The following is a 26,606-nucleotide window of genomic DNA, read 5'->3' as shown; positions in this document are numbered from 1 at the left end:
CCTGGCGCGTCATGGGCAGGTCGGGGCAGGTCTCCGGCCGGATCACGCCACCGGCTCTACGGGTGCTCGGCGGTCAGATAGTGCTGGATGGTGGGCCCCAGCCAGCTCACGACCTCCTCGCGGCCGAGGGCGGCGGCGGGCGGCAGCACCAGGACGTACCGCAGCATGCCCATGCCCACGAGCTGGGAGCCGACCAGCGCCGCGCGGGACTCGGCCTTCTCCGGGACCGCGCAGACCGCCGCGAGCGCCGGTCTGATCTGTTCGGCGAAGACGCCGCGCAGCCGTTCGGCGCCCGCTTCGTTGGTGACGGCGACGCGCACCATCGCGGTCAGCGTCTCGTCGCGCTCCCAGCGGTCGAGGAAGTGCCGTACGAGCATGGCGCCGAGCTGGTCGCGCGGTACCGACGTCAGGTCGGGCAGCTTCAGGTCGATCTCGGAGGCCGCCGCGAACAGGCCCGCCTTGTTGCCGTAGTAGCGCATGACCATCGACGGGTCGATGCCCGCGTCCCGGGCGACGGCCCGGATGGTGGCGCGTTCGTAGCCGTCGGCGGCGAAGCGCTCGCGGGCGGCTTCGAGGATCGCGGCACGGGTGGCGTCGGAGCGACGGGGGCGGTCCGGCGCGGCGTCCGGTGCGGACGGGGAGGATTCGGTCTCAGCCATGCCAACGACTGTAGGCCAACAACTGTTGACCGGCCAGCGACCCGGCCCTATCGTTGCCAACAAGCGTTGACCAACAACCGTTGGCAAACAAGTGTTGGCATTGGAGGCGGCCATGTCCCGCGATCCCGGCACCACCGACGACCCGAACCCCACACACCCCACGACCACCGTCCGCACCGGCGCGCCCGCCGACGTCCTCGTGGTCGGCGCCGGCCCCACCGGGCTGCTGCTCGCCGGGGACCTCGCCGTCGCCGGCCTGCGCGTCACCCTGCTGGAGCGGCGCGCCCCCGGCCTCAGCAACCTGACCCGCGCGATGGCGGTGCACGCCCGCAGCCTCGAACAGCTCGACGCGCGCGGCCTCGCCGACGAACTGGTGGCGGGCGGCCACGCGCTGCGGACCATGCGGCTCTTCGGCGGCGTCGTCCTGAAGCCGGACCGGCTGCCCTCCCGTTTCCCGTTCGTACTGATCACTCCGCAGTACGAGGTCGAACGGCTGCTGGAGCGGCGCGCGCAGAAGGCCGGCGTCACCTTTCGGTACGGGGCCCGGGTGACCGGCCTGGACCAGGACGCCCACGGCATCCAGGCCCGCGTGACGGAGGAGGACGGGACGGCCACGGCGTACCGCGCGTCCTACCTGGTCGGCACGGACGGCGTGCGCAGCACCGTCCGGGAGGCACTCGGCCTGCCCTTCCCCGGCCGCGCCGTGGTCAGCTCCGTCGTCCTCGCCGACGTACGGCTCGACGAGCAGCCCGACCTTCCGTTGGTCGGCAACGCCAACGGCGACGCCATCGCGGTCGTGGCCAACTTCGGCGACGGCTGGTACCGCGTCGTCGGCTGGGACCGCCGCCGCCAGATCCCCGAGGACGTCCCCGTCGGCGCCGAAGAGGTCCGCGGCTACCTGCGCCTCGCCCTCGGCACCGACTACGGGATGAGCGAGGTGCGCTGGACCTCGCGCTTCCACAGCGACGAGCGCCAGGTGCCCCGCTACCGCGTCGGCCGCGCCTTCCTCGCGGGCGACGCCGCGCACGTCCACTCCCCGGCCGGCGGCCAGGGCATGAACACCGGGCTCCAGGACGCGGCCAACCTCAGTTGGAAGCTGGCCGCCGTACTGCACGGCGACGCACCCGACAGCCTGCTGGACAGTTACGACGCCGAGCGCCACCCGGTGGGGAAGACGGTGCTGCGCAGCAGCGGCACGCTCATCCGGGCGGCGCAACTGCGCAGCGCGCCGGCGCGGGCGCTGCGCGCGTCGGTCGCCGGGCTGCTGAACGTGACGCCACTGCTGGCGGACCGGGCACTGGCACAGGTCAGCGGGGTCGGCATCTCCTACCCGGCCGAGCGCGGCGCCCATCCGCTCACCGGCAAGCGGGTCCCCGACCTGCGGCTGGCGGGCGGCACCCGGCTGTACGAGGCGCTGCGCGGCGGCGCGTTCGTCCTCGTCGTACCGCGGGACGAGGAACTGCCGGGGACCGAAGGGCTGCCGAGGGCCGAAGCGCTGCCGGACACCGGGGCGCCGCAGGACGGGGCCGCGGCGGAGGGCGGTTCCGCCGCCGCCCGTCTCGTACGGGCGTCCTGGGCCGGTGACCGGCACACCGCGCTCCTCGTACGCCCCGACGGCTACATCGCCTGGGCCACCGACGCCGCCGACCCGGACGTACGCGCCGCGTCGCTGCGCGGCGCCCTCGACCGCTGGACCGGCCCGGTGCGGGCCGCGACCCGCACCGCGGTCCCGGCCTGACCGGCACACCGTGCCGCATCCGGTGCGGCCCCGCGCGGACCCGTCCCCCGGCCATGAACGGGGAACGGGCCCGCGCCGCCCGGACGCCCGGCCGTCCCCGGGCCGGGCGGACGGACGCTCGCCGGGCCTGACGGCCGGACCGGATCCCGCAACTGCCCGGTACCCGCCGCCCGCCACCGAAGTCCGTGCGGTCGCGCGCGATGGAAGGTGAGACCGGTCCCCGAAGACGCGGGGCGGGCCGGGCGCGTCGGCGCGCACCCGGACACACCGCACGGAATGCGAGGCGGTCATCCGTTGTCGTCAGCGTCGTACCCCCCGGTAGAAGGGGAATCTAGGGACGCCTCTGCCGCCTGACAAGGGGCCCGGCCAGGGCATGTGACGCCCCGTACGGTTTTTGGCCAGTGGTTCGCCGTTCACGCAGCGGCGCCCGCCGGACCGGCCCCCTTCCCCGTCAATCCCCGCTTCCGGACAACGCTCCGGACACCGTTCCAGGGCACCGCTCCCCGGCACCGCTCCCGGCTCAGTCGATGATGTGCCGCAGATACGCCCGAGGGTCGGTGAGATAGCGCCGCCAGTGGTCGACGAGGGCCAGCTCGTCCCACTCCACCGACCGCATGCCGTGCTCACCGACCTCGACTATCTCCGCGCCGGGCAGGGCCGTGAGCAGCGGAGAATGGGTGGCGCAGACGACCTGGGCGCCGCCGCGGCCCAACGCGTGCAGTACCGCGAGCAGTTCCAGGCAGGAGGAGAACGACAGCGCGGCCTCCGGCTCGTCCAGCACGTAGAGCCCCGGCCGCCGGAACTTCTCCCGGATCGCCATCAGGAACCCCTCGCCGTGACTCATCTCGTCCGGCACCCCCGACAGCCGCGCCCGGCCGAGCATGTCGAAGGCCGTCTCGGCCCGCAGGAAGAAGCCGCGCCGGCGCGTGCGCGGCCCGCGGACCATCCGGCGGCCCGCCGGCGTCGCGTCGAAGCGGATGGCCTGGCCCAGCACGGACGGCTCGCGCGAACTGGCGTACTTGTAACCGGCCGAGCCGCCGTACGAGTCGAGCCCGAAGCCCTCCGCCAGGGCCTCGGCCAGCGTGGACTTGCCCGAGCCGTTCTCCCCCACGAGAAAGGTGACCGGCGCGCGGAACTTCAGCCCGTCCGCGGCCAACCGGCGCACGCACGGAACCGTCCAGGGCCAGTCGTCCCCGGCCGCCGCCCTCGCTTCCTCGGAGCGATCCACGTACGCGCGTTCGATGAGCATGTCTCGAAGCTCTCACACACCACTGACAATCACCCCCGTCCTTACGCTGGCCCCATGCTCATCGCCCGCTCCATCGCTCTCTTCGCCCTCGCCGCCCTCTTCGAGATCGGCGGCGCCTGGCTCGTCTGGCAGGGCGTGCGCGAACATCGGGGCTGGGTCTGGATCGGCGCGGGCGTGCTCGCCCTCGGCGTGTACGGCTTCGTCGCCACGCTCCAGCCGGACGCCGACTTCGGCCGCATCCTCGCCGCGTACGGCGGTGTCTTCGTCGCGGGCTCGCTGGCCTGGGGCATGGTCGCCGACGGCTACCGCCCGGACCGCTGGGACGTGGCCGGCGCCCTGATCTGCCTGGCCGGCATGGCTGTGATCATGTACGCGCCCAGGGGCCGCTGACCCGCGCCTATCCTGCGTAGGCACCACGACCGACGCCCGCAGCGCCCGAGGAGCCCGCCGCATGACCGCCGTACCCGACGCGCCCGCCGACCGCCCCCGTACCCGTACCGCCGTCGTCACCGGAGCCAGCAGCGGCATCGGCGCCGCGACCGCCCGCCGGCTGGCCGCCGAGGGCTACCGCGTCGTCCTCGCCGCCCGCCGCACCGACCGCATCGAGGCGCTGGCCGCCGAGCTGCCGGACGCCGAGGCGCACCGGCTCGACGTCACCGACCGCGCCGCGGTGGACGCCTTCGCCGCGCACCTCCGGGAGCACCACGACTCGGTGGACGTGCTGGTCAACAACGCCGGCGGGGCGCTGGGCGCCGACCCCGTGGCCACCGGCGACCCGGCCGACTGGCGCACCATGTACGAGGTCAACGTCCTCGGCGTCCTCCACGTCACCCAGGCCCTGCTGCCCGCCCTGACCGCCTCCGGGGACGGCACGGTCGTGGTCGTCTCCTCCACCGCAGGACACGGCACCTACGAGGGCGGCGGCGGCTATGTCGCCGCCAAGCACGGCGCGCACGTCATCGCCGAGACGCTCCGGCTGGAGCTGTGCGGCGAGCCCGTCCGCGTCATCGAGATCGCCCCCGGCATGGTCAAGACCGACGAGTTCGCCACCACCCGCTTCCGCGGCGACACCGCCAAGGCCGCCAAGGTGTACGCGGGCGTGGCCGAGCCCCTGACCGCCGACGACGTCGCCGACACCATCGGCTGGGCCGTCACCCGCCCGGCCCACGTCAACATCGACCTCCTGGTCGTCCGCCCGCGTGCCCAGGCGTCCAACACCAAGGTGCACCGCACGGCGTGAGGCCGGCGCGCGCCCTGGGCCCGGGAGCCGGGGCCCAGGGCGCCGCCCCCGGAAAACCGTTGGCGCCGCTGCCGCCCCCGCCCGTACCGTTTCCTGAGCCGGCGCACCTGCGCGTCGGCGCGCGTGCGCCTACCCGCACGCGTCCCCTCTCTCGGGCCTCGCCCTGGAAAGCAGTGTCTATGCCCCGGCCGGCGCTGAGCGCGCCTCATCACCGCGCGGACGCACCCCGCCGCTGACGTTCACCGTCCGACGGCCGCCGTCCGCCGCACCGGCCCGGCCGCACCCGCCTGCGCGCGGTGCCGCCCCTGCCCGTACGACCGAGGCCGCTCGGCCTGCTCCCGCTGCCCTTTCACGCTTTCCGGCAAGGAGTACCCGAGTGCTGTCCAACAGCCCCAAGAGCTCGAACCGTCCGAACCCGCTGCCGCGCACCGACACCTTCACCTGCGTCCGGTGCGGGCTGACCGTCACCACCCTCGACCCCGGCGGCAGCCGCCGCAACCACTGCCCGAGCTGCCTGCACTCCCAGCACGTCCGGGACGCGGCCGAGGGCGGCCCGTCCGCCTGCCGGGGCCGGATGTCGCCCATCGCCATCGCGGTGCTGCGCACCGACGACTGGATGGTGATCCACCGGTGCACCCGCTGCGACGAGCTGACGTCCAATCCGGTCTCCCCGGACGACAACCAGCTCATCCTGATGCGGATGGCGGTCCGGCCGCTGGCCCATCCGCCGTTCCCGCTCGAAGCGTTCGGCGACCTGTGAGCGGGGAGTGACGAAACCGTGCCACGACGCCGTACACCCAAGCAGCAGCGCCGCGCCCAGCGGCCCAAGGACGTCCTCCACGGGCCGGGCGGCGCGTCCGGCGACACCTTCCGCTGTGTCGGCTGCCGCCTGGAGGTCCCGCTGGCCGCACCGGGCACCGCCCACCGCAACCACTGCCCGCACTGCCTGGCCAGCCGCCACGTGGACCGCAAGATTCCGGGCGACCGGGCCGCGGACTGCGGCGGCCGGATGCGGGCGCTGTGCCTGGCCGCCCGGCAGGACGGGGAGTGGCTGCTGGTCCACCAGTGCCTGGCCTGCGGTGAGCTGAGCACCAACCGCACCGCGGGGGACGACAACGCCCTGGCCCTGGTACGGCTGGCCGTCCGGCCGCTGGCCGACACCAGGATGCCCGTACGGGCGCTGATCTCGCTGTAAGCGGCCAGGACACCCGCACAGGCAATGGCGAGGGCCCCGGACCGGCGGAAAAGCCGGCCCGGGGCCCTCACCCACGGGGCCCTCACCCCTTCACACACACCACCTGCTTGAGCTTGGCCACGACCTCCACCAGGTCCCGCTGCTGGTCGATGACCTTCTCGATCGGCTTGTACGCGCCCGGGATCTCGTCCACGACGCCGGAGTCCTTGCGGCACTCCACGCCCCGCGTCTGCTCCTCCAGGTCCTGCGTCGAGAAACGCTTCTTCGCGGCGTTGCGGCTCATCTTCCGGCCCGCGCCGTGCGAGGCGGAGTTGAAGGACGCCGGGTTACCGAGGCCCTTGACGATGTACGAGCCGGTGCCCATCGAGCCGGGGATGATGCCGTAGTCACCGCTCCCGGCGCGGATCGCGCCCTTGCGCGTCACCAGCAGGTCCATCCCGTCGTACCGCTCCTCCGCCACGTAGTTGTGGTGACAGGAGATCACCGGCTCGAACGTTGGCTTCGCCTTCTTGAACTCCTTGCGGACCACGTCCTGGAAGAGCGCCATCATGATCGCGCGGTTGTGCCGGGCGTACTCCTGCGCCCAGAAGAGGTCGTTGCGGTACGCCGCCATCTGCGGGGTGTCCGCGACGAAGACGGCGAGGTCGCGGTCGACCAGCCCCTGGTTGTGCGGCAGCTTCTGCGCCTGGCCGATGTGGAAGTCGGCCAGCTCCTTGCCGATGTTGCGGGAGCCGGAGTGCAGCATCAGCCACACCGCGCCGGTCTCGTCGAGGCAGAACTCGATGAAGTGGTTGCCGCCGCCGAGCGACCCCATCTGCTTGACGGCCCGCTCCTCACGGAACCTGACCGCTTCCGCCACCCCGCCGAAGCGGCTCCAGAAGTCGTCCCAGCCGCTGGTCGCCAGGCCGTGCAGCCGGCCCGGGTGCACCGGCTCGTCGTGCATGGCCCGCCCGACCGGGATGGCCTCCTCGATCTTGGAGCGGAGGCGGGAGAGGTCGCCGGGGAGGTCGTCGGCGGTGAGCGAGGTCTTCACGGCGCTCATGCCGCAGCCGATGTCGACACCGACGGCCGCCGGGCAGACCGCCCCGTGCATGGCGATCACCGAGCCGACCGTCGCACCCTTGCCGTAATGCACGTCCGGCATCACGGCCAGGCCCTTGATCCATGGCAGGGTGGCCACGTTGCGCAGTTGCTGCATGGCCGCGCCCTCGACCGTGGACGGGTCCGTCCACATCCGGATCGGAACCTTCGCGCCGGGCACTTCGGTGTACGTCATAACGTCCCCATTCCCCCGAAAATCAATAAATAGCAAAAGCCGGACAAGAAGCCTGATCAAGGACAGGGAACCGGCGTATGCGGCAGAACGTGCGGTAGACATTGTGTCCATCCGCCGTCTGGCCGCGGCAACCAGATTTCCTACGGAAGGAGCCGGGAACGGTGCAGCGAAGGTCGTTCGTACCGGGGACCGCGCTGGCGACCGTGGCGGCGCTGGCCGCCACGCTCACCGCCTGCACCGGCGGCTCCGGATCCGCCGGCGGCTCCGCCGACACCAAGGGCGGCGGCGCGGCCGCCACGTCGGCGTCCGCCGAGCCCGGCAAGTACAAGACCCTTCCCGAACCCTGCGGCCTGCCCTCCAAGGGCATCCTGCGCCGGCTGCTGCCGCCCGGCGGTACGGAGAGCCCGCAGGACGCCGACAAGGTCTACGCGGGCACGGCCGACATCACGTACGACACGGACCGCCGGGTCGGCTGCCGCTGGAAGCGTGAGGCGCCCGACGGCACCCGCCACCTCACCCTGGACTTCGAGCGGGTCGTCTCCTACGACCCCGCCGTCAGCGACGACGACAAGGCACAGAACGTCTACGGGAAGAAGGAGCTCGCCGCCCAGCTCCCGGCAGGCGGCAGCAGCACCTCCCCCACACCCTCCTCCTCTTCCGGCAAGGACGACAAGGGCGGCAAGCCCGGCCAGAACACCCCGGACGGCCAGGGCACCCAGAACGACGGTCCCGACGACGACCAGGCGGCCGGCAAGGTCGCCGCGGGCGGCAAGGCGTCCCCCGCCTCCTCCTCACCGCCCGCCTCCCCGAGCGGGAGCCCGAGCGACACACCCGGCTCCGACATCGCCCCACGTGTCCTGGACGGCCTCGCCGACGCCGCCTTCCTCAACGACAAGCTGGTCACCGCGGACAGCGGTGTGCACCGGGACGTCACGATCGTCTTCCGCTCCTCGAACGTCATCGTGACCCTCTCCTACGACCAGTGGTCGGCCGACAAGACGACGCTGCCCGACAGCAGGGATCTTCAGGAGAAGGCCCAGGCGCTGGCCCAGGAGCTGGCCGACCGCTTCAACGAATAGTCCGGTTTGTCCGGCGAGTAACGTCACGAATCGCCCTCCGGCCGCCTTCCGCCGCGTACCGTGTGCCCCCGAGCCCCGCGCGCGGCAGCGTCGCCGCGCGCTCCGAAGGACGTACCGCGGACGGACCGCACCCGGCCCGCCGCGGCACCCGACGGCGTCCAGTGCGACGCGCCGAACGACGACGAACAGCGAAGGAACCATGCACCGTTCAGCCAAGCGACTCGCCAGCCTCCTCGCCTGCGCAGCCGTACCGGTGATGCTCGTCGCCGGCTGCTCCTCCGACGACGACTCCGGCAAGAAGGAGTCGGGCGGCGGCGCATCGAAGTCCGCCGCCCCCAGCAAGAGCGGCAGCTCCTCCCCCAGCGTCGCGCCCGCGAAGCTGAAGAAGCTGCCCAACCCCTGCCAGGCCGTGTCCCAGGACACCGTCAAGAAGCTGGTCCCCAAGACCAAGAACGCCGACGGCGAACAGGGCAAGTCCTCCGACGCCATGGCCCGCGGCTACTGCGCCTGGAACAGCTCCGACTCCCAGGGCGTGGACGGCACCCAGTACCGCTGGCTGGACGTCGGCTTCCAGCGCTACGACTCGGACCCGACCCTGGGCACCGGCGAGAAGCGCGCCACCGACTTCTACAAGAAGCAGGTCGACGCCGCCAAGGCCACCCAGGGCGCCAAGAACGTCAAGACCGGCGCGGTCGAGGGCAACGGTGACGAGTCGTCCTGGATCACCTACGACCTGAAGAAGGACGACTCCGACTTCAAGAACCAGACGGTGGTCGCCCGCACCGCGAACGTCGTGGTCACCGTCAACTACAACGGCGCGGGCCTGGCCGGCGCCGACGCCCCCGACCCGAGCGACCTCCTCAAGTCCGCCGAGACCGCCGCCAAGGAGGCCGTCGCGGCGGTCGGCAAGGCGAATCAGTAACGCGTTTCGTGGGCCCTCCCCGGCCCCGGCCCGACAGCGGGCCGAGGGGCGGGGAGGGACCTCGACGGCTCGGCTCATGTCCGAGCCGTACCGCCCCGCGTGCTCAGTGCCTCCGCAACGGCCGCCTCCCCGGCGGCTGGGCCGGCTCCGGGCGGGCGGGGAGTTCCGGGATCTCCCGTTCCTGGGGGGCCTTGTCGGAGACGGTGAGCGGTTCGCCGTAGTGCTGTATTTCCAGCGGCGATCCCTCGACCATGCTGTACGTCACCGTCTTGGCGGTGATTTCGACGCGGAGCCGACGCCCCAGCACCTGGACCGAGAACGCCAGGCGGCTGAGTTTCTCGGGGAGGCGCGGTGCGAACGTCAGGCCCTTCCCCGAGTGGCGCATGCCGCCGAAGCCGGCGACCAGGGCGATCCAGGTGCCGGCAAGTGAGGCGGTGTGCAGGCCGTCGCGGGTGTTGTTCTCCAGGTCCTGGAGGTCCATCAGGGCCGCTTCGCCCAAGTAGTCGTAGGCCAGGCGCAGATGGCCGACCTCGGCGGCGACGACCGCCTGGACGCAGGCGGACAGGGAGGAGTCGCGTACGGTCAGCGGCTCGTAGTAGGCGAAGTTGCGCGCCTTGTGCTCGTCGTCGAAGCAGTCGCCGCGCTTGTACAGGGCGAGGACCAGGTCGGCCTGTTTGACGACCTGTTTGCGGTAGAGGTCGAAGTACGGGAAGTGCAGCATCAGCGGGTACTGGTCCGTGCGGGTGCCGGAGAAGTCCCAGGTCTGGTGGGTGGTGAAGCCCGCCGACTGTTCGTGCACCCGCAGGCTGCGGTTGTACGGCACGGCCACCGCCTCGGCGGCGTCCCGCCAGGACGCGCTCTCCTCGTCGTCGACGCCGAGCGCCTCGGCCTCGCGCGGGTGGCGTTCGACCACGTCGGCGGCGGCCCGCAGGTTCGCCTGGGCCATGAGGTTGGTGTAGACGTTGTCGTCGGCGACGGCGCTGTACTCGTCGGGGCCGGTGACGCCGTCGATGTGGAACGTGCCGTGGTGGTCGTGCTGGCCCAGCGAGTGCCACAGCCGGGCGGTCTCCACCAGGATCGGTACGGCCGTCTCCCGCTCGAACTCCTCGTCGCCGGTGGCGCAGACGTAGCGGACGACCGCGTCGGCGATGTCGGCGTTGACGTGGAAGGCCGCGGTGCCGGCCGGCCAGTACGCCGAGCACTCCGAGCCCTCGATGGTCCGCCACGGGAACGCGACGCCGCGGAAGCCGAGTTGTTCCGCACGCGCGCGGGCGGCGCCCATCGTGTTCTGCCGCCAGCGCAGCGCTTCGGCGACGGCGCCGGGCGAGGTGTACGTCAGCATCGGCAGGACGAACGTCTCGCTGTCCCAGAACGTGTGGCCGTCGTACCCGGAGCCGGTCAGGCCCTTGGCGGGAATGGCGCGCTGCTCGGCCCGCGCGCCCGCCTGGAGGACGTGGAAGAGGGCGAAGCGGACGGCCTGCTGGATCTCCGCGTCGCCGTCGACCTCGACGTCCGCGCGGTCCCAGAAGTCGTCCAGGTAGGCGCGCTGCTGGTCGGCCAGGCCCTGCCAGCCGGTGCTGCGGGCCCCGGCGAGCGCCGCGTCCACCTGGTCGCGCAGGGCGGGCAGCGAACGCGCGCTGGACCAGCCGTACGCCACCGTCTTCTCCAGCCGCAGCCGCTGCCCCTGTTCGAGGAGCGCGGTGACGGTGTAGCGGGCGACGTCGTCGCCGCTCTCGCCGTCGGTACGGGTGGTGCCCTCGGGGGCGTCGACGATGTGGTCGGCGGCGGCCGCCACCCGCAGTCCGCTGCGCCGCGTGCGGTGGATCAGCCGCAGGCGCGCGTCGGAGGCGAAGTGCTCCTCCGCCTCCAGCGGGTTGTGCAGCGCCGAGGAGACCCGGGGGTCGCCGCCGGACTCGGGCAGTTGCTCGTTGGTGACGAGTTCGGACTGCAGGACGACCCGCACCTCGGAGTCCAGCGGCTCGACCTCGTAGGCGACGGCGGCGACGGCCCGCTGGGTGAAGGAGACCAGCCGGGTGGAGGTCACCCGCACGGTGCAGCCGGCCGGCGAGGTCCATTCGCAGGTACGGCGCAGTACGCCGGCGCGCAGGTCCAGTACGCGTTCGTGGCTGCGCAGCCGGCCGTAGCGCAGGTCGAACGGTTCGTCGTTGACGAGCAGCCGGATCAGCTTGCCGTTGGTGACGTTGATGACGGTCTGCCCGGACTCGGGATAGCCGTAGCCGGCCTCGGCGTACGGGAGCGGGCGCAGTTCGTGGACGCCGTTGAGGTAGCTGCCGGGCAGTCCGTGCGGTTCGCCCTCGTCCAGGTTGCCGCGCCAGCCGATGTGCCCGTTGGAGAGCGCGAAGACCGACTCGCTCTGCGGCAGCACGTCCAGGTTGAGGTCGGTCTCGCGCAGGATCCAGGGGTCGCAGGCGTAGGAGGAGTGGGTGATCATGCCTGGCCGCCCTCCTCCGTGGTCGAGGACGTCGGCTGCCCGGGTTTCAGCAGTTCGGCGAGGTCCTTGACCACGACATCGGCGCCGTGCCGCCGCAGCGCGTCGGCCTGGCCGACCCGGTCGACGCCGACGACATACCCGAAGTGGCCGGCCCGCCCGGCGTCCATCCCGGCCAGGGCGTCCTCGTAGACCGCCGCCTGCGAGGCGGGGACGCCCAGCTCCTTGGCGGCCTCCAGGAAGGTGTCGGGGTGCGGTTTGCCCGGCAGTTTCCGCTCGGCGGCCACGTTCCCGTCGATCCGTACGTCGAAGAGGCCCGTCATGTCCACGGACTCCAGCACCTCGCGGCAGTTGGCGCTGGAGGAGACGACGGCGGTGGCCAGCCCCCGCTCCCGTACGGCGTTCACATAGCGGCGGGAGCCTTCGTACGCCTCGGCACCCTGCTCGCGGAGTTTCTTCAGCAGCAGATCGTTCTTGCGGTTGCCCAGCCCGTGCACGGTCTCGCGGTCCGGCGGGTCGTCGGGGCCGCCCTCCGGCAGCTCGATGCCGCGCGAGGCGAGGAAGGTACGGACGCCGTCGGCGCGCGGGCGGCCGTCCACGTACTCGTCGTAGTCGGAGACCGGATCGAAAGGGGTGAATCCGGGGCCGTCCCGGTGGCGCAGGAAGTCGTCGAACGTCTCCTTCCAGGCGGCCGTGTGCACGACGGCCGTCTTGGTCAGGACGCCGTCGAGATCGAAAAGGCAGGCCCGGACACGGTCCGGCAGTCCGAGTGGGGTCAGCGAATCCGTCATGGGACACGAGTCCCCGCCCGGTGTTCGACGTATGTCTGTTCCGGGCATTTCCCGCCCGGAACGCTGCGGGACGGGCGGCTACGCGCCCGGCCGCACACCCTTCCTGCGCTTCTTCTCCGCCTCCGCCCACACGGTGAGGGCCAGGCCGGCCGCGGCCATCCCGGCGTACGCGAGCGCCGGCAGGTCGAACCAGTGCGGCAGGATGCCCCAGCCCGTACCGTCCGTGAAGATCCGGCCGAGGGCGCCCATGGCTCCCTGGACCAGAACGACGATGCCGATGACTCCGATGATTTCTCGCATGGTTCCACCTTCATGCGAACGGCCCCGGGAAACGTCGTCCCCGGGGCCGAACCAGCGGTACTTCCAAAGTCGCAGCGGCGCGGTCAGGGCCTCATACCCGTACCCGCGTCCGTACGCGCCGGCCGTACGGACGGTCCGCCGCGCCCGGCCTCACGCCCCCAGCAGCTTGCGCACCCGGTCCGCGCCGACCGCGAGCAGCAGCGTGGGCAGCCGCGGGCCGGTGTCGCGGCCGACGAGCAGGTTGTAGAGGAGCGCGAAGAACGAGCGCTGCGCGACCTTCAGCTCGGGCGTCGGCTTGGCCTCCGGCGTCAGCCCGGCCTGGATCTTCGGGACGCCGTAGACGAGCGTGGTCAGCCCGTCCAGCGACCAGTGCTCGTCCAGCCCGTCCAGCAGCAGCCGCAGCGACTCGCGGGCCTGGTCGTCGAGCGAGCCGAGCAGCTCGGTGTCCGGCTCGTCCCGCACGATGGTGCGCTGCTCGGCCGGGACCTGGGTGTTGATCCAGTACTCGGCCTTGTCCAGCCGGGGCCGGGTCTCGTCCAGGGACGTGACCGGGTCGGCCGGGTCCAGCTCGCCGAGGATGCGCAGCGTCTGCTCGTCGTGCCCGCCGGTGATGTCGGCGACCGAGGCCAGCGTGCGGTACGGCAGCGGGCGCGGGGTACGGGGCAGCTCACCGGCGGCGGTGCGGACCGCGCGGGAGTGCGCGGCGGCGTCGGCGGGCAGCGCCGAGCCGTCGGCGACCTTGGCCTCCAGCTTGTCCCACTCGTCGTAGAGCCGCTGGATCTCCTGGTCGAAGGCGATCTTGAAGGACTGGTTGGGCTTGCGGCGCGCGTACAGCCAGCGCAGCAGCGGCGCCTCCATGATCTTCAGCGCGTCGCCCGGGGTCGGCACGCCGCCCTTGGAGGACGACATCTTGGCCATGCCGCTGATGCCGACGAAGGCGTACATCGGGCCGATGGGCTGCGCGCCGTCGAAGACCTCGCGCACGATCTGCCCGCCGACGACGAACGACGAGCCCGGCGAGGAGTGGTCCACACCCGACGGCTCGAAGATCACGCCCTCGTAGGCCCAGCGCATCGGCCAGTCGACCTTCCAGACCAGCTTGCCGCGGTTGAACTCGCTGAGCCGGACCGTCTCGCCGAACCCGCAGGCCGTGCAGGTGTACGTCAGCTCGGTCGTCTCCTCCACGTAGGAGGTGACCGTGGTCAGGTCCTTGTCGCACTGGCCGCAGTACGGCTTGTACGGGAAATAGCCCGCCGAGCCGCTGCTGCCGTCGTCCTCGGCGGCCGCGCCGGAGCCCTCGGCGGCCTCCAGCTCGGCCTCGTCGACCGGCTTCTGCGACTTCTTCGCCGGGGCCTTCTTGGTGCGGTACTGGGCGAGGATCGCGTCGATGTCGGCGCGGTGCTTCATCGCGTGCAGGATCTGCTCGCGGTAGGCACCGGAGGTGTACTGCTCGGTCTGGCTGATGCCGTCGTACTCCACGCCCAGCTCGGCGAGCGCCTCGACCATGGCGGCCTTGAAGTGCTCGGCCCAGTTCGGGTAGGCGGAACCGGCCGGGGCCGGCACCGAGGTCAGCGGCTTGCCGATGTGCTCGGCCCAGGACTCGTCGACGCCCGCGACGCCGGCCGGGACCTTGCGGTAGCGGTCGTAGTCGTCCCAGGAGATCAGGTGGCGGACCTCGAAGCCCCTGCGGCGGATCTCGTCCGCGACCAGGTGCGGCGTCATGACCTCACGCAGATTGCCCAGGTGGATCGGGCCGGAAGGGCTCAGGCCCGAGGCGCAGACGATCGGTTTGCCGGGGGCGCGGCGCTCCGCCTCGGCAATGACCTCGTCCGCGAACCTGGAGACCCAGTCGGTCTCGGTGCTCTGCTGAGCCACGATCGGCCCTTCCTCTTCTCACCACTCGACAAGCCTGACGGCGACCATTCTCCCAGACGGCGCCGCCGCCGGTTTTTCCCTGTGGAAAACCGAGGGAACCGCCGTGGGATACTCGGTGGCAAACCCTTTCCACACCAACGGAACGGCCTTCATTCCATGACATCGGTCCCTTCCCTCGCAGCCACGGTCAACCAGCGCGTCGCGGACGCCCTCTCGGCAGCCCTGCCGGAGGCCGGCGCCGCGGACCCGCTGCTGCGACGAAGCGACCGGGCCGACTTCCAGGCCAACGGCATGCTGGCGCTGGCCAAGAAGCTCAAGGGCAACCCCCGGGAGCTGGCCTCCCAGGTCGTCGGGCAGCTCGCCGCCGGTGACGTGATCAAGGAGATCGAGGTCTCCGGACCCGGCTTCCTGAACATCACCGTCTCCGACGAGGCGATCGTCCGGACGCTGGCCGCGCGCGCCGCCGACGACCGCCTCGGCGTCCCGTACGCCGACAACCCGGGCACCACGGTCATCGACTACGCGCAGCCGAACGTCGCCAAGGAGATGCACGTCGGCCATCTGCGCTCCGCCGTGATCGGCGCCGCGATGGTCGAGATCCTGGAGTTCACCGGCGAGAAGGTGGTCCGCCGCCACCACATCGGCGACTGGGGCACCCAGTTCGGCATGCTCATCCAGTACCTGATCGAGCACCCGCACGAGCTCGACCACAAGAGCGACGAGACCTCCGGCGAAGAGGCCATGTCGAACCTCAACCGCCTCTACAAGGCGTCCCGCGCGCTCTTCGACTCCGACGAGGAGTTCAAGGACCGCGCCCGCCGCCGCGTCGTCGACCTCCAGGCCGGCGACGAGGAGACGCTCGCCCTGTGGCAGCGCTTCGTCGACGAGTCGAAGGTCTACTTCTACTCCGTCTTCAACAAGCTCGACATGGAGATCCGGGACGCGGACGTGGTCGGCGAGTCCGGCTACAACGCGATGCTGGAGGAGACCTGCCGCCTCCTGGAGGAGTCCGGCGTCGCGGTCCGCTCCGACGGCGCGCTCTGTGTCTTCTTCGACGACGTCAAGGGCCCGGACGGCAACCCGACCCCGCTGATCGTCAAGAAGTCCAACGGCGGCTACGGCTACGCGGCCACCGACCTGTCGGCCATCCGCGACCGCGTGCAGAACCTCGGCGCCACGACCCTGCTGTACGTGGTCGACGCCCGTCAGTCGCTGCACTTCAAGATGGTCTTCGAGACCGCCCGCCGGGCCGGCTGGCTGGGCGACGACGTCGAGCCCGTACAACTCGCCTTCGGCACCGTCCTCGGCAAGGACGGCAAGCCGTTCAAGACCCGTGAGGGCGAGACGGTGCGGCTGGTGGACCTGCTCGACGAGGCGGTGGACCGGGCGACCGCCGTCGTCCGGGAGAAGGGCGAGAACATCGGCCTGACCGAGCAGGAGATCACCGAGAACGGCTTCCAGGTCGGCATCGGCGCCGTGAAGTACGCGGACCTGTCCACCTCGGCCTCCCGCGACTACAAGTTCGACCTGGACCAGATGGTCTCGCTCAACGGCGACACCAGCGTCTACATCCAGTACGCGTACGCCCGCGTCCAGTCCATCTTCCGCCGCGCCGGGGACGCCGCGCCCAAGGCCCACCCGGAACTGGAGCTGGCCCCGGCGGAGCGCGCGCTGGGTCTGCACCTGGACCAGTTCGGTGAGGTCGTGGCGGAGGCGGCGGCCGGTTACGAGCCCCACAAGCTGGCCGCGTACCTCTACCAGCTCGCCTCTCTCTACACAACCTTCTACGACCAGTGCCCGGTCCTGAAGGCCGAAGGCGGCAACGAGCAGGTGGAGAACCGCCTGTTCCTGTGCGAGCTGACGGCCCGCACGCTGCACCGCGGCATGGCGCTGCTGGGCATCCGGACGCCCGAGCGGCTCTGACACCCGAGAGGCGTATGCGAAGAAGGCCCCGCCGGAACATCCCGTTCCGGCGGGGCCTTCCGTCTCCCATGGGGGGAGACAGTTCCACGGTCAGCTCCCGTAGGGGGCCCAGGCGTTCTGGTCCCACCGGTAGATGTACTGCGGACGTCCCTTGATCGCGCTCGTACGGAACGGCTTGCCGTGGTCGTCCAGGCGCAGCGTGCCGCGCCGCCCGCCGCTGCTCCACTCCAGCTCCAGGTACCAGCTCACGTCGTTCGCCTCCGCGTGCGCGTCCACGTACAGCATCTGCGGGTCGGACGCCGAGACCTTGAACGGGAAGTCGGTCGCCGGGATCTTCCGGTCCCCCTGCTCGCCGCCCACCGGCCGTGTCACCGGCTGCGCCGCGTCCAACCCGACGTCGAACGAGGCCGGGGTGAGCCCGCCGCCGCAGCCGTCGCCCATGGAGTACGCCGACCCCGCCGCCGACGCCGTACGCGTGGTGGTCCGTACGGTCAGCGAGTGCAGGACGACGGCCTGGTCACTGGTGCCCTGCACGGCCAGCGCCACCCTGAGGTGGCCACCGGACACCCCGCCGAGCGCGTTCGCCCAGCCGCGCGCGCTCACCCCGGTGGGCGGCGGCGGGACCTCGGTGGGCGGCTTGTCGAGCAGGTACCAGCGGTCGCAGGGGTCGTCCCAGTTGTTCGTACGGACATCCACGGTGAGCGGTGTCCCGCTGCTTTCGCCACTGCTGCCGCCCGCCTCGCCCTTGCCTTCACCCTCCTCGGGCGGGCCGTCGGACTCGCCCCCGGACGGGCTCGCGGTGTCCGCCGCCCGGCCCCGCACCGGCGCGTCGGCCGCCCCGGAAGCGGACGCCGACGCGGACGGGGACGGCGTGCCGGAGGCCCCGCCGTCCGGCACCGGCCCGCGCCCATCGCGGGCCGACCGGCCGGCCACCTCCGTCCCGGCCGGGGCCGACCGGTCCGAATCCGAGGAGGAGGTGCTGACGAGGATGACGGGCACGGCCAGCGCGACGACGGCGGCGGCTGCCAGGGCCAGGCGGAGTTTGGGGCGGGTGGTGGGGGTAGTGGGGGTGGGGGTGGGGGGTTCTGCGGAGGCGGGAGTGGGAGCCTGCTCGGGGGCGGGCTCGGGAGCCGGTACGGACTCGGGGCCCGGCACGGACTCGGGGCCCGGCACGGACTCGGGCTCCGGTACCGACTCGGGTACAGCAGCCTCCGTCCCGGTCTTCCCCGGCCCGCCCTCCTCCGGCTCGGCGTCCCCCGCCTTCCCGTCCCCCGCCTTCCCGTCCCCCGCCGCCGTCCGTCGCCCCCGCGCCGCGTCGGCCAGGATCCACCGGCGGTGCAGCTCGACCAGTTCCTCCGGCCGCGCGCCGCACACCCGGGCCAGCCGCTCCACGGGCGCGTAATCCGTCGGCACCGCGTCGCCGTTGCAGTAGCGGTGCAGCGTGGACGTACTCATGTGCAGGCGTTTGGCCAGGGCGCCGTAACTCAGCCCTGACCTCGTCTTCAACGTGCGCAGCAGTGCCGCGAAACCGTCCGTGCCGGAAGCCGTGCTCACCGATTCCCCTCCTGCCCGTCCCGGAACCCCGTTCCAGGGAGCCCCCATTCCCCCAGGTCAGAGTACGCGCAATCGTTCCAGCGTCCCGGATCCGCGGACAGCCGTTGCGGCCGGGACGGACCGTCGCCCAGGCTGTGATCACCGACGACGCCCTGACCAGGGCCTTACCGGGGAGCAGCCGTGCGGATCCGTTTCCGCTGTCCTCTCGAACCGGCCGACTTCGCGGCACTGGGCGTACTGACCGCCTGTGTCGTCGTCATCGCGGCCGTCCTCCACAGCTTCTGATCGCGCCCGATCAAACGTTCCGTCCCATTCCAGTCCCATGACCTCACGGGGAGCACCACTCATGCGTTCGCGTCTCTTCTCCACCCGCACCGCCCGGGTCGCCGCCTCCGCCGCGGCCGTCGCCGCCGCCCTCTCCCTGACCGCCTGCGGCGGCGCCGAGGACGGCAAGAAGGCCGCCGGGGCCGCACAGCCCGCGGCCTCGGCCGGCTCGGCCCCCGCCCCGGGCCAGGACTCCTCGGCCGGTTCCGCGAACGGATCGGGCGGTACGGGCCCGTCGGCGAAGTCCCCCTCGGGCGCGGGCTCGCAGGGCGGTCACGGCGCGCAGGCGACTCCCACCAGGACCGGTTCCGGCGGCAAGCACGGCGCCTCTACGGGCGCGAAGTCCACCCCCTGCACCGCGGCCAACACCAAGGTGACCGTCTCCAAGCTCAGCCGCCCCATCAACCACATCCTCCTCACCCTCACCAACACCGGCTCGACCCGCTGCGACGCGTACCACTACCCGGCCCTCCGCTTCGACGACGCCCAGGCGCCCACCGACGTCCTGCAGAGCAGCAAGCCGCAGTCCGTGGTGTCCGTCGAGCCGGGCCGGTCCGCGTACGCGGCGGTGCGCACGTCGGACGCCACTGGGGAGGCCCAGGGCGGCAGGACGGTGCACAGCCTGGACGTGTTCTTCGCGAACCGGGACGGCAGCTACGCGGAGCGTCCGGCCCACCCCACGCTGCCGAAGGGCACGTACATCGACGACTCCGCCCAGGTCACGTACTGGCAGAGCGAACTGGACAACGCCCTCTGACAACCCTGCCGTGGGGCCGACGGACTACCGGGCCGCTGGGCTACCGGGGTGCCGGACTACCGGGGTGCCGGGCTGTCGGACCACCGGGCTTGCGCAACCAACCCCTCCACCCCCAACGTCCCCACCAGCAACAGCCACCCGGGGGACTGGGGAAAGGACACACCATGCGCAAGCCCACGCCGTCTCTCACCCGGCGTTCCGTACTCGGCACCGGCCTCGGCCTCGGTCTGGGTGGCGCGCTCGCCCTCGGCACCACCACGGCGAGCGCCACCCAGCCCGGCCCCACCGCCCCCGCCTCCACTCCCGCCACCCACCGCCTCCGCGAACTGGAACGGGAACACCAGGCCAGAATCGGCGTCTTCGCCCTGAACCTGGCCACCGGCGCCACCCTGCTCCACCGCGCCCACGAACGTTTCCCCATGTGCTCCGTCTTCAAGGGGCTCGCCGCCGCGGCCGTACTGCGCGACCTCGACCACGACGGCACCCAGTTGTCCCGCGTCATCCACTACACCGAGGCCGACGTACGCAAGGCCGGCCATGTACCCATCACGTCCCAGCACGTCGCCGACGGCATGTCCGTACGGGACCTGTGCGACGCGGCGGTCCGGTACAGCGACAACTGCGCCGCCAACCTCCTCCTGCGCGAGCTGGGCGGCCCGACCGCCGTCACCCGCTTCTGCCGGTCCCTCGGCGACCCGGTGACCCGCCTCGACCGCTGGGAGCCCGAGCTGAACTCCGGCGAGCCGGACCGCCGTACGGACACCACCTCCCCGTACGCCATCGCGCACACCTACCGCCGGCTCGTCCTCGGCGATGCCCTGAACCGCCCCGACCGCGCCCTCCTGACCGACTGGCTGCTGCGCAGCACCACCAGCGTGGAACGTTTCCGCGCGGGGCTGCCGAAGGACTGGAAGGTGGCGGACAAGTCCGGCGGCGGCAGCACGTACGGGACGAGCAACGACGCGGGCGTGGCCTGGACGCCCGACGGCACCCCGATCGTCCTCGCGGTCTTCACCCACAAGCCGACGCTCCCCACCGCCTCGGGCGACACCCCGCTCGTCATCAAGACCGCCACCGTGATGGCCGAGGCGGTCGCCCCGGCCTGACCCCGTTCCACCGCCCCCTCTGCCTCACCTGCCCCGGCCGTCACTTCCGGCCGGGGCAGCCCCGTCGCAAACCCATTTGCCGTGCCACCCACCATCCCGTAAATTCCCTCTCCTCCCGCCCCAGGGCGGGCATTTTCATGTTCAGGGGAGTTACTCAGCCATGTCTCACATACCCGTCGGCCCGCCGCCCCCCGGCTTCCCGCCCACCGGCGGGCCGGCACTCCGGCCGACCTGGGGTCTCGCCATCGCGCTGACCGTGCTGTTCAGCCTGGTCATCGCCACCGACGTCCTCGCGCTGGTCGCCGACCTCAACATGCGCGCGGTACTGGACAGCCTGGCCACCACCACCGAAAAGCAGGCCGACCGCGCCGACATGCTGTACGGAGTGGCCGCCCTCCTCCAGGGCACCCTCCTGATCCCCACCGCCGTCGCCTTCATCATCTGGTTCCACCGGTCCCGGGTGAACGCCGAGCACTACACACGGGACGTGTGCACGCTGGGCAGCGGCTGGGCCATCGGCTCCTGGTTCATCCCGATCGGCAACCTGTGGCTGCCGTTCCGCGTCGCCAGGGAGACCTGGGAGTCCAGCGCCCAGCCGGCGCCCGACGGCTCCGGTCGCAAGGTCCCCACCCTGCTGGTGCGGGTCTGGTGGCTGCTGTGGGTCCTCACGCTGATCATCGGCCGGATCGGCAGCACCCTCTACGACAAGGCGGATCTTCCGCACACCCTCCGCCGGGCCGTGTCCGTGGTGGCGCTCTCCGACCTCCTGGACCTCGCCGCGGCCGTCCTCGCCATCCTCTTCGTCCGCAAGCTGTCCCGTATGCAGCAGATCCCCGCCGCACCGTACGGCGCGCCGCCCCACCCCGCCCCGTAACCCAGCGACCGTACGACTCCGGCCCGCAAACCCAGGCCAAGGCGCCCCCGCCCAAGGCGCCTTGACCTTCACACCGGTGTCAGGACCTACGGTCCCGCGCATGCCTCCCACCCACCCTCCAACCACACACCCCCTCCCCCGCCTCCTCCCCCTCTCTCTCCTCGTCTTCATCATCGGCACCATCGAGTTCCTGCCGGTCGGCCTGCTGCCGGACATCAGCCGTGACTTGGAGGTGGCCCCCTCCCGCACGGGGCTGCTCGTCACGGTCTACGCCTTCGCCGTCGGCCTGACCGCCGCCCCGCTCACCGCGCGCACCTCCGCCTGGCCCCGCAAGCGCCTCTTCCTGACCACCTGCGCCGTCTTCATGGCCGCCACCGCGCTCTCGGGTCTCTCCCCCAACTACGCCACTCTCGCGACGACCCGCCTCCTCTGCGGCCTGGCGCACGGCGTCTTCTACGCCATCGTCGCCGGGTACGCGGCGGCCATCGCCGGACCGGGACGTTCGGGCCGCGCCACAGCCATCGTCTTCGCGGGCGTCTCCCTGGCCTTCGTCGTGGGCGTGCCACTCGGGACGACGGCCGGTACGGCCTTCGGCTGGCGCACCGCGTTCCTCGCCACCGCCGCACTCGGCACGGTCACCCTGCTCACGGCGGCGCGCCTCCTGCCCCACGTCCCGCCCGGCCCCGCCCTCCGCGTCTCCGACCTCCCCCGCGTGGCCCGCACCCCGGGCCTGCGCCCGGTCGTCCTGACCACCGGCCTCGTCATCCTCGGCCACTTCACGCTCTACACCTACGTGACGGAATTCCTCCGCGACGCCGCCGGCTTCGCCCCCGCCTCCGTCAGCGCCGTACTCCTCCTCTTCGGCCTGACCGGCATCGCGGGCACCTGGCTCAGCGGCGCCCTCGTCGACACCCGCCCCCGCACCACGCTCCTCGGCACCCTCGCCCTGATGGCCGTCTCCCTCACCGCCTTGGGCGCGGCCCCGACCTACCGCCCCCTCCTCTTCCTCTCCATCGCCACCTGGGGCATGGCCTGCACCGCGCTCCCCGTCTGCTTCCAGACCGCCGTCCTGCGCACGGCCCTCGACGCCCCCGACGCGGCGTCCTCCCTCTACGTCGCCGCGTTCAACACCGGCATCGGCGGCGGCGCACTGACCGGCGCCCTCCTCCTGACCGTCTCCCCACCCACAGCCCTCCCCTGGGCCGCTCTGTCCCTTCTCCTGACCGGTACGGCAACCACCCTCCTCACCCGCCCCCACCACCCCGCAACGGACACTCCTCCCCCAACTCGAACCACATCACCTTGCCCCCACCCGACCCCAACGCCCCCGACCCGTAAGCGAACCCGCCAAAACTCTCGGCACACGCCCTGACCAGCCCCAGCCCCCTCCCGGCCTCGGCCCCCGGCCCGGCCACCGCGCCCACCCCGAAGCTGGGCAGCTCCGGATTCCCGTCCCACACACTGACGCGCAGGCGCGCCCCGATCCGCTTCACCCGCACATTGGCAGGCCCCTTCGCGTACCGGTACGAGTTGGCGATCAACTCCGCCGCCAACAGCTCCGCCCCGTCGACCAGCCCCGTCTCCCCATGCTCTTCCAGCACCAGCCGCACCACCCGCCGCGCGACACGCGGAGCGCGCGGGTTGTCGGACATCTCGAACGCGTACTCCCAGTCACCGGACATGCGAAGCCTCCGTTACGGATGCGCAGTTGACTCACGCGGAGCGTGAGTGACGTGGGACACACCGTAGTGGCATCGGCGCCACTATGCACCGTCATTCGGAACATAGATGCTCCGCTGGACCGCGACTGGCTGCCCCGGCAGACTGTGCGCGACACGAGAGTGAGGGTCGATGCCGCCCAGGACCACACCGACAGTTCGCCAACAGCGTCTAGGCGCCGAGCTGCGCAAACTTCGCGAGAGTGCCGGGATGACCGCTTCGGCCGCAGGCTCCCTGCTCGGCGTCGATCAAGCTCGCATCAGCAACATCGAACGCGGGCGAGCGGGCATCAGCGCCACCCGCGTGCGCACGCTGGCTTGCAATTACGCCTGCGGGAACCAGGCCCTCATCGACGCCCTCGCGGCCATGGCCGACGATCGTGTCCGTCACTGGTGGGAGGAGTACCGCGGCACCCTGCCGGCCGGACAACTCGACATCGCCGAGATGGAATTCCATGCCACCGAACTCCGAACGGCGCAGACCTCCACCTTGCCCGGCCTGCTCCAGACCATCGACCACGCGCGTGTCGTCTTCAACCAGGGTGTGCCGCCCCTGCCGCCGCACGAGGTCGAGCACCGCACCTCATTCCGCGTCAAACGCCAGGCAGCCATTTACCAGGAGGACGCCGCCCCCTACACCGCGATCATCCACGAAGCGGCCCTGCGGATGCAGTTCGGCGGACGTGCGATCGCCCGCAAACAACTTGAACACATCACCACGACGAGTGAACGCGACAACGTCACCGTGCTCGTGATCCCGTTCTCACGCGGCGAGTTCCCCGGCTCCGGGCAGACGATCACGTACGCATCCGGCCCGGCGCCAGAGCTCGACACCGTGCAGCTCGACCAAATGGGCGGCCCCGCGTTCCACGATGCCACCGCACAACTGTCGCGCCATCACGCCGTCATGGACCTGCTGACACAAAAGTCGCTCACCGCAGCCGAATCCCGCGATTTCATCCACAGCATCGCCCGCGAACTCTGAAAGGCGTGACCGTGCCGTCCACCCAGTGGCAGAAGTCCTCCTACTGCGCAGACTCCAGCAACTGCCTGAACGTCGCCGCATTCCCCGACCACACCGTCCGCATCCGAGAAAGCGCAGCTCCCCACGCGGAGGTCACCACCACTCGCCCCCAGCTCGGCTTGCTCATAGCTGCCGTCAAGGGCGACACCCTCGCCCCAGACGCCTGAGCCCTACCGCGCCCGTCGCTCAACCGGCCACGCGGTCAGGTCCCGTACGAACTCGCTGTAGGAGCGATTCGAACCGTCGGGCCTGTCCAGCAGCCCCTGGCGCAACGCCTCGTTCACGATCTCTGGCCCGTCGCTCTCTCTGAAGTGGGGCCGGGCCAGTACGGCCTCGATGTCTTCCTTCGGGGTTCTTCGGCGGCCGGTGTCCTTCCCCTTCCACTGAGCCGGAAGCTTCCATGAGGGCCGGAAGAGAGGGAACGCGTCGGGGAACAGCAGGAGCCATGCCTCGGACTCCGCCGCGGCCAGCGCATAGACGGACGACGAGGCGCCGGCCGCCTTGGCGAGCGCGGCGGAGACCGCTCGTCGTGCCGTGTCGTAGGCGGGCCCGGGGCAGGCGTCCATGTCCTCGTGCACCGCGATACCGACGAAATCTCCGGCCTTCAGCTTGGCTTTTCCTCGCGCCTTGCCCACCAGCACGTTCGCCGCTGTCGCCAGGTCGGTACCTGATTTCTTCCGCAGCCGGACCGGGTCGGTGATTTCGGTGAGGCAGACGGAATCCGCTAAGTCCGGGTGAGCGGCCTTGATGAACGTGGCCAACATGCGCCGGTCGTTGGAACTCTCCCCTGCCAGGACGACAATGCCTCTGCCCGCCGCCCGGCTCGCTCCGCGCCTCACAGCTCGTCCTCCGTCAGGTCACCGCCGAGTACGCCGGAGAACCACAGTTCACCGAGCGGCCGGTCGCCGGCTTCGGCGGCGATCTCCTTGACCTCGTCCTCCGTCAGCGCCGGGATGATCGACGCGCCGCTTTCGTCGCGGTCACACACGATGAACTCGTGCGGTTGCAGCCGGTCGACCAGCGCCGGCGAGTGAGTCGCCACGATGAACTGGGTGCGTGCAGATGCCTCTCGCAATCGCTCCACGATCAGTTCCAGTGCTTGCGGGTGCAGACCGTGGTCGATCTCTTCGACGCAGGTGAGCGCGGGAGGATGCGGGTCGTACAGCATGGCCAGCAGGCCCAGGAGGCGCACCGTTCCGAAGGAGGCGTCGGCCAAGGGGGTGGTGCGGCGCAGACCTCGCTCGTGGAGCACGACGGCGAGACGGTCGGCGTAGCCACCGACCTGCTCGAACTCGATCGCCTCCAATTGCGGCAGTATGCGGCGCGCGTCCGTCGTCAGGTGCTCCCAGCGTTCCTCGTCCGCGCTCAACTGGACGAGGAACGCCGCCAGATTCTCGGCATGCGACTGCAGGCGGTCTGCAAGGGTGGAACGAGCGCGGGTCGGCTGCCGGGCAGCGGTGACATCCACGTCGAACACCCGGAAGGAGGAGAGACGTTCGGCGACGCGCGTCACCTCTTCCCCGCCGTCCGATCGCCCGAGGCGCGGAAGCGTCGACAAGCCGCTGCTGAGCCGCTGCATTCCGAACCGGGTGTTGTCGTCCTCCCGCCCGGCTCTCTCGTCGACGACATGTGCCTCATCACCTGAAATGGTGATGCGACGGCCTCTGCCGCGCGTCCGCTTGAACCGAAAGGTTTCGTGACGTGACAACGTGTGGGGATGGCGGCTGGTCGGTGTGGCACGCCTGCGAATGGTCAGTGCGTACTCGTCCGGTGCCTTGGGGCTCGCATGCGTCGTCCAGGTGGCTTTCAACTCGATCTTCATCGAGGTCGGAGGTCTCTCGCCGCCCCAGAACCCCACCTCGTCGAAGCCTCCGCGATCGTCGAGCGCGGGTTGCAGGTCCGTTCGGATGATCGAGGCAAGGAAGTCGAAGACCTTCAGCACATTCGACTTCCCCACCCCGTTCGGGCCCACGAGCACATTGAGCGGGCCAAGGGGGATGGTCACGTCACGCAGACTGCGGAAGTTCTCTACGTGAAGCTCCAAGAGGCGGCCAGGCATAGGGCGAACCTATCGGGTTCGGATGTCGCAGGGCAGCACCTTGTCCAGGCACCACCCAGCCCTCATCCCACCTCCTTGTAAAAGAACGTGCAGTCCCGCAGCTCGCCTCCCGGGTCCGCCGCGTAGGACGGGACCGTGCCGTACGGGGTCCAGCCGGTGCGGCGGTACAGGTGATCCGCCGGGCTGGCGGTTTCCGTGTCGAGGAGCAGGAGGCGGAAGCCGGAGCGGACGGCGGACTGTTCGGCGGTGGTGAGGAGGGTGCGGCCGAGGCCCTGGCCGCGGGCGGTTCGGTGGACGAGGAGTTTGACGATCTCGGCGCGGTGGCGGCCGTTCGCCTTTTGCGGGTGGGCGAGGCTGATCGTGCCGGTGATTCCGGCGGGGCCCTCGGCCACCCAGATGTCGAGGGTGCCGTCGGCCACGGCGGGGCGTTGGGTGCGCCACCAGGCCGCCGCTTCCTCCCGGCCGAAGGGGGCGACGAAGCCCAGGGAGGAGCC

General features: G+C 71.4%; 24 protein-coding genes and 1 pseudogene. 14 read left to right on the top strand and 11 right to left on the bottom strand.

Features of this window, described 5'->3' with window-relative positions; all coding sequences use genetic code 11:
* Positions 1 to 56: 56 nt before the first annotated feature.
* A complete protein-coding gene (locus EJG53_RS22050) occupies positions 57 to 659 on the bottom strand; it encodes a TetR/AcrR family transcriptional regulator (protein WP_125046243.1) in 603 nt (200 codons plus the stop codon).
* A 112-nt stretch (positions 660 to 771) separates the two neighbouring features.
* Here EJG53_RS22050 and EJG53_RS22045 point away from each other — a divergent pair, with 112 nt between their 5' ends.
* A complete protein-coding gene (locus EJG53_RS22045) occupies positions 772 to 2,397 on the top strand; it encodes an FAD-dependent monooxygenase (protein ID WP_125046242.1) in 1,626 nt (541 codons plus the stop codon).
* A 520-nt stretch (positions 2,398 to 2,917) separates the two neighbouring features.
* Here EJG53_RS22045 and EJG53_RS22040 read toward each other — a convergent pair.
* On the bottom strand, positions 2,918 to 3,646 hold the full coding sequence (locus EJG53_RS22040; protein WP_125046241.1) for an AAA family ATPase: 729 nt from the start codon (positions 3,644 to 3,646) through the stop codon (positions 2,918 to 2,920).
* 54 nt (positions 3,647 to 3,700) lie between these two features.
* Here EJG53_RS22040 and EJG53_RS22035 point away from each other — a divergent pair, with 54 nt between their 5' ends.
* From EJG53_RS22035 to EJG53_RS22020, 4 genes are all read left to right on the top strand, one after another.
* Positions 3,701 to 4,036: a YnfA family protein gene (locus tag EJG53_RS22035; RefSeq protein ID WP_125046240.1), complete on the top strand. Its 336-nt coding sequence runs from the start codon at positions 3,701 to 3,703 to the stop codon at positions 4,034 to 4,036.
* 61 nt (positions 4,037 to 4,097) lie between these two features.
* Positions 4,098 to 4,886, top strand: coding sequence for an SDR family NAD(P)-dependent oxidoreductase (locus tag EJG53_RS22030; protein WP_125046239.1), 789 nt, complete (start codon positions 4,098 to 4,100; stop codon positions 4,884 to 4,886).
* Positions 4,887 to 5,262: 376 nt separating this feature from the next.
* Positions 5,263 to 5,646 (top strand): RNHCP domain-containing protein, encoded by a 384-nt coding sequence (locus EJG53_RS22025; protein ID WP_206506524.1) that lies wholly within the window; start codon positions 5,263 to 5,265, stop codon positions 5,644 to 5,646.
* Positions 5,647 to 5,664: 18 nt separating this feature from the next.
* Complete coding sequence (locus EJG53_RS22020; protein ID WP_125046238.1) at positions 5,665 to 6,081, top strand: RNHCP domain-containing protein; 417 nt, start codon at positions 5,665 to 5,667, stop codon at positions 6,079 to 6,081.
* 82 nt (positions 6,082 to 6,163) lie between these two features.
* Here the strand turns inward: EJG53_RS22020 and EJG53_RS22015 are convergent, their stop codons facing one another.
* Positions 6,164 to 7,357, bottom strand: coding sequence for an RtcB family protein (locus EJG53_RS22015; RefSeq protein ID WP_125046237.1), 1,194 nt, complete (start codon positions 7,355 to 7,357; stop codon positions 6,164 to 6,166).
* 161 nt (positions 7,358 to 7,518) lie between these two features.
* On the opposite strand from EJG53_RS22015, the gene EJG53_RS22010 reads away from it, so the two are divergent.
* Positions 7,519 to 8,436, top strand: coding sequence for a hypothetical protein (locus EJG53_RS22010; RefSeq protein WP_125046236.1), 918 nt, complete (start codon positions 7,519 to 7,521; stop codon positions 8,434 to 8,436).
* A 199-nt stretch (positions 8,437 to 8,635) separates the two neighbouring features.
* The gene (locus tag EJG53_RS22005) at positions 8,636 to 9,358 is read left to right on the top strand and encodes a DUF3558 family protein (RefSeq protein ID WP_125046235.1); all 723 of its coding nucleotides are present in this window, start codon (positions 8,636 to 8,638) and stop codon (positions 9,356 to 9,358) included.
* Positions 9,359 to 9,461: 103 nt separating this feature from the next.
* Here the strand turns inward: EJG53_RS22005 and EJG53_RS22000 are convergent, their stop codons facing one another.
* The 4 genes from EJG53_RS22000 to lysS form a co-directional block, all read right to left on the bottom strand.
* Complete coding sequence (locus tag EJG53_RS22000; protein WP_125046234.1) at positions 9,462 to 11,810, bottom strand: glycoside hydrolase family 65 protein; 2,349 nt, start codon at positions 11,808 to 11,810, stop codon at positions 9,462 to 9,464.
* The gene (locus EJG53_RS21995) at positions 11,807 to 12,598 is read right to left on the bottom strand and encodes an HAD family hydrolase (RefSeq protein ID WP_125046233.1); all 792 of its coding nucleotides are present in this window, start codon (positions 12,596 to 12,598) and stop codon (positions 11,807 to 11,809) included. Before EJG53_RS21995 ends, EJG53_RS22000 begins: the two co-directional genes overlap by 4 nt.
* Positions 12,599 to 12,676: 78 nt before the next feature.
* Entirely contained in the window at positions 12,677 to 12,898 is a 222-nt protein-coding gene (locus tag EJG53_RS21990) for a hypothetical protein (protein WP_244955276.1), read from the bottom strand.
* A 150-nt stretch (positions 12,899 to 13,048) separates the two neighbouring features.
* Positions 13,049 to 14,773 (bottom strand): lysine--tRNA ligase, encoded by a 1,725-nt coding sequence (gene lysS / locus EJG53_RS21985; protein WP_125046232.1) that lies wholly within the window; start codon positions 14,771 to 14,773, stop codon positions 13,049 to 13,051.
* Positions 14,774 to 14,929: 156 nt separating this feature from the next.
* On the opposite strand from lysS, the gene argS reads away from it, so the two are divergent.
* Positions 14,930 to 16,696 carry an arginine--tRNA ligase gene (gene argS, locus EJG53_RS21980; protein WP_125046231.1) on the top strand — a complete coding sequence of 589 codons (1,767 nt, stop codon included), beginning with the start codon at positions 14,930 to 14,932 and terminating at the stop codon, positions 16,694 to 16,696.
* Between the two features lie 90 nt (positions 16,697 to 16,786).
* On the opposite strand, the gene EJG53_RS21975 is transcribed toward argS, so the two are convergent.
* Positions 16,787 to 18,250 carry a helix-turn-helix domain-containing protein gene (locus EJG53_RS21975; RefSeq protein WP_244955275.1) on the bottom strand — a complete coding sequence of 488 codons (1,464 nt, stop codon included), beginning with the start codon at positions 18,248 to 18,250 and terminating at the stop codon, positions 16,787 to 16,789.
* A gap of 346 nt (positions 18,251 to 18,596) precedes the next feature.
* Between EJG53_RS21975 and EJG53_RS21970 the strand changes: the two genes are divergently transcribed.
* The 6 genes from EJG53_RS21970 to EJG53_RS21940 all read left to right on the top strand — a co-directional run bounded on the left by EJG53_RS21970 (position 18,597) and on the right by EJG53_RS21940 (position 24,220).
* A complete protein-coding gene (locus EJG53_RS21970) occupies positions 18,597 to 19,331 on the top strand; it encodes a DUF4232 domain-containing protein (RefSeq protein ID WP_125046229.1) in 735 nt (244 codons plus the stop codon).
* Positions 19,332 to 19,495: 164 nt separating this feature from the next.
* Positions 19,496 to 20,437 carry a class A beta-lactamase gene (gene bla / locus EJG53_RS21965; RefSeq protein ID WP_125046228.1) on the top strand — a complete coding sequence of 314 codons (942 nt, stop codon included), beginning with the start codon at positions 19,496 to 19,498 and terminating at the stop codon, positions 20,435 to 20,437.
* A gap of 160 nt (positions 20,438 to 20,597) precedes the next feature.
* Complete coding sequence (locus EJG53_RS21960; RefSeq protein WP_244955274.1) at positions 20,598 to 21,311, top strand: DUF4328 domain-containing protein; 714 nt, start codon at positions 20,598 to 20,600, stop codon at positions 21,309 to 21,311.
* Between the two features lie 100 nt (positions 21,312 to 21,411).
* Positions 21,412 to 22,683 carry an MFS transporter gene (locus EJG53_RS21955; protein ID WP_125046227.1) on the top strand — a complete coding sequence of 424 codons (1,272 nt, stop codon included), beginning with the start codon at positions 21,412 to 21,414 and terminating at the stop codon, positions 22,681 to 22,683.
* 479 nt (positions 22,684 to 23,162) lie between these two features.
* A complete protein-coding gene (locus tag EJG53_RS21945; protein ID WP_125046226.1) occupies positions 23,163 to 24,014 on the top strand; it encodes a helix-turn-helix domain-containing protein in 852 nt (283 codons plus the stop codon).
* Positions 24,015 to 24,019: 5 nt separating this feature from the next.
* Complete coding sequence (locus EJG53_RS21940; RefSeq protein ID WP_244955273.1) at positions 24,020 to 24,220, top strand: DUF397 domain-containing protein; 201 nt, start codon at positions 24,020 to 24,022, stop codon at positions 24,218 to 24,220.
* Positions 24,221 to 24,223: 3 nt separating this feature from the next.
* On the opposite strand, the gene EJG53_RS21935 is transcribed toward EJG53_RS21940, so the two are convergent.
* The 3 genes and pseudogenes from EJG53_RS21935 to EJG53_RS21925 all read right to left on the bottom strand — a co-directional run.
* Entirely contained in the window at positions 24,224 to 24,817 is a 594-nt protein-coding gene (locus EJG53_RS21935) for a hypothetical protein (protein ID WP_244955272.1), read from the bottom strand.
* 71 nt (positions 24,818 to 24,888) lie between these two features.
* Positions 24,889 to 26,112 carry an AAA family ATPase gene (locus EJG53_RS21930; RefSeq protein ID WP_125046225.1) on the bottom strand — a complete coding sequence of 408 codons (1,224 nt, stop codon included), beginning with the start codon at positions 26,110 to 26,112 and terminating at the stop codon, positions 24,889 to 24,891.
* A 62-nt stretch (positions 26,113 to 26,174) separates the two neighbouring features.
* Positions 26,175 to 26,531, bottom strand: a pseudogene (locus EJG53_RS21925) (GNAT family N-acetyltransferase); the annotation flags it as partial.
* Positions 26,532 to 26,606 lie beyond the last annotated feature (75 nt).

Origin of the sequence: Streptomyces chrestomyceticus JCM 4735, from assembly GCF_003865135.1 — a bacterium.
Classification (GTDB): Bacteria; Actinomycetota; Actinomycetes; order Streptomycetales; family Streptomycetaceae; genus Streptomyces; species Streptomyces chrestomyceticus.
The sequence above is the reverse complement of the archived record's forward strand: the minus strand, read 5'-3'. Positions and strand labels throughout refer to the sequence as shown.

Excerpts from the sequence above, each read along its gene's own strand:
- EJG53_RS22050 (WP_125046243.1), bottom strand. The coding sequence starts at position 659 with ATGGCTGAGACCGAATCCTCCCCGTCCGCACCGGACGCCGCGCCGGAC.
- EJG53_RS22045 (WP_125046242.1), top strand. The coding sequence starts at position 772 with ATGTCCCGCGATCCCGGCACCACCGACGACCCGAACCCCACACACCCC.
- EJG53_RS22040 (WP_125046241.1), bottom strand. The coding sequence starts at position 3,646 with ATGCTCATCGAACGCGCGTACGTGGATCGCTCCGAGGAAGCGAGGGCG.
- EJG53_RS22035 (WP_125046240.1), top strand. The coding sequence starts at position 3,701 with ATGCTCATCGCCCGCTCCATCGCTCTCTTCGCCCTCGCCGCCCTCTTC.
- EJG53_RS22030 (WP_125046239.1), top strand. The coding sequence starts at position 4,098 with ATGACCGCCGTACCCGACGCGCCCGCCGACCGCCCCCGTACCCGTACC.
- EJG53_RS22015 (WP_125046237.1), bottom strand. The coding sequence starts at position 7,357 with ATGACGTACACCGAAGTGCCCGGCGCGAAGGTTCCGATCCGGATGTGG.
- EJG53_RS22005 (WP_125046235.1), top strand. The coding sequence starts at position 8,636 with ATGCACCGTTCAGCCAAGCGACTCGCCAGCCTCCTCGCCTGCGCAGCC.
- EJG53_RS22000 (WP_125046234.1), bottom strand. The coding sequence starts at position 11,810 with ATGATCACCCACTCCTCCTACGCCTGCGACCCCTGGATCCTGCGCGAG.
- EJG53_RS21995 (WP_125046233.1), bottom strand. The coding sequence starts at position 12,598 with ATGACGGATTCGCTGACCCCACTCGGACTGCCGGACCGTGTCCGGGCC.
- EJG53_RS21990 (WP_244955276.1), bottom strand. The coding sequence starts at position 12,898 with ATGCGAGAAATCATCGGAGTCATCGGCATCGTCGTTCTGGTCCAGGGA.
- argS (WP_125046231.1), top strand. The coding sequence starts at position 14,930 with ATGACATCGGTCCCTTCCCTCGCAGCCACGGTCAACCAGCGCGTCGCG.
- EJG53_RS21970 (WP_125046229.1), top strand. The coding sequence starts at position 18,597 with ATGCGTTCGCGTCTCTTCTCCACCCGCACCGCCCGGGTCGCCGCCTCC.
- bla (WP_125046228.1), top strand. The coding sequence starts at position 19,496 with ATGCGCAAGCCCACGCCGTCTCTCACCCGGCGTTCCGTACTCGGCACC.
- EJG53_RS21960 (WP_244955274.1), top strand. The coding sequence starts at position 20,598 with ATGTCTCACATACCCGTCGGCCCGCCGCCCCCCGGCTTCCCGCCCACC.
- EJG53_RS21955 (WP_125046227.1), top strand. The coding sequence starts at position 21,412 with ATGCCTCCCACCCACCCTCCAACCACACACCCCCTCCCCCGCCTCCTC.
- EJG53_RS21945 (WP_125046226.1), top strand. The coding sequence starts at position 23,163 with ATGCCGCCCAGGACCACACCGACAGTTCGCCAACAGCGTCTAGGCGCC.
- EJG53_RS21935 (WP_244955272.1), bottom strand. The coding sequence starts at position 24,817 with ATGTTGGCCACGTTCATCAAGGCCGCTCACCCGGACTTAGCGGATTCC.
- EJG53_RS21930 (WP_125046225.1), bottom strand. The coding sequence starts at position 26,112 with ATGCCTGGCCGCCTCTTGGAGCTTCACGTAGAGAACTTCCGCAGTCTG.